This is a genomic window from Streptomyces sp. SID1328, assembly GCF_009865595.1.
Classification (GTDB): domain Bacteria; phylum Actinomycetota; class Actinomycetes; order Streptomycetales; family Streptomycetaceae; genus Streptomyces; species Streptomyces griseoluteus.
On the sequence record NZ_WWKH01000479.1, the window covers coordinates 1 to 1035 of the forward strand.

A 1035-nucleotide genomic window follows, 5' to 3' on the forward strand; every position below is an offset into this window, starting at 1 on the left:
CGCTCGCCGTCTGGGCCGCCGGCCGGACGCACCACGCGCTCGACGGCAGCGCGGCCGTCGAGGACTCCGTCTTCCCGTACGCGCTGCTGCCCGCCGGGGCCGCCGTGCTCGCCTTCTGCCTGGTGCTCACGCTGCTCGACGGCGCCATGCACGTGGCCGCCGACCGGCTCCCGCCGCGCCGGGCCTGGCGTGGGCTGTTCACCCGCTCCCTGGCCCCCGTCGCCGTGCACGGCCTGGCCGGACTGATGACCGCGGTGCTGTGGCGCAGCCCCTACGGGCCCGTCGCCGCCCTGCTGGTGCTGCTGCCGATGGGCGTCTCCTGCTGGGTGTTCGCCCAGTACCACCGCGAACGCGCCGCCCACCAGGCCACCATCCGCGCCCTCGTCCAGGCCGTCGACATCAAGGACGGGTACACGAGGGGTCACAGCGAGCGGGTCGGCCAGGCGTCCGTGATGATCGCCCGCCAGCTCGGCCTGGACGACGAACGCGTGGAGGTGCTCCGCTTCGCGGGCATCCTCCACGACGTCGGCAAGCTCGGCGTCCCCACCCGGCTGCTGCGCAAGGAAGGCCCGCTCACTCCCGAGGAACGCCGGATCATCGAGCTCCACCCGGAGTACGGCCACGAGATGACCCGCGGCATCTCCTTCCTCGGGGAGGCCCGCGCGGCGATCCTGCACCACCACGAACGTCTCGACGGCAGCGGCTACCCCTACGGGCTCGCTGGCACCCAGATCCCCGAGTGCGCCCGTGTGGTCGCCGTCGCCGACGCCTTCGACGCCATGACCTCCACCCGCTCCTACAGCCGGGCCCGCCCGGTCGAGGTCGCCGTCGCCGAGCTGGAGCGGTGCGCGGGCGCCCAGTTCGACCCCCGGATGGTCGGCGCGCTGGCCGCCGCCCTGCGCCGGCACGGCTGGCGCCCCGAGGTCACCGCCGACGAACCCGCCCCCGGCGTCCCGCCGCGCCAGCGCACCCACGGCCGGACCACCGGGGCCCATCGGTGACCGCCCGCCCGAGTGCCCGCCGTCTGATCCACGG

At 75.5% G+C, this 1035-nt stretch carries 1 protein-coding gene; it reads left to right on the forward strand.

Features of this window, described 5'->3' with window-relative positions; genetic code table 11:
- Positions 1-1001, forward strand: a 1001-nt coding sequence (locus tag GT030_RS14755) for an HD-GYP domain-containing protein (RefSeq protein WP_161201503.1), incomplete at its 5' end; no start/stop codon positions are given.
- Positions 1002-1035 lie beyond the last annotated feature (34 nt).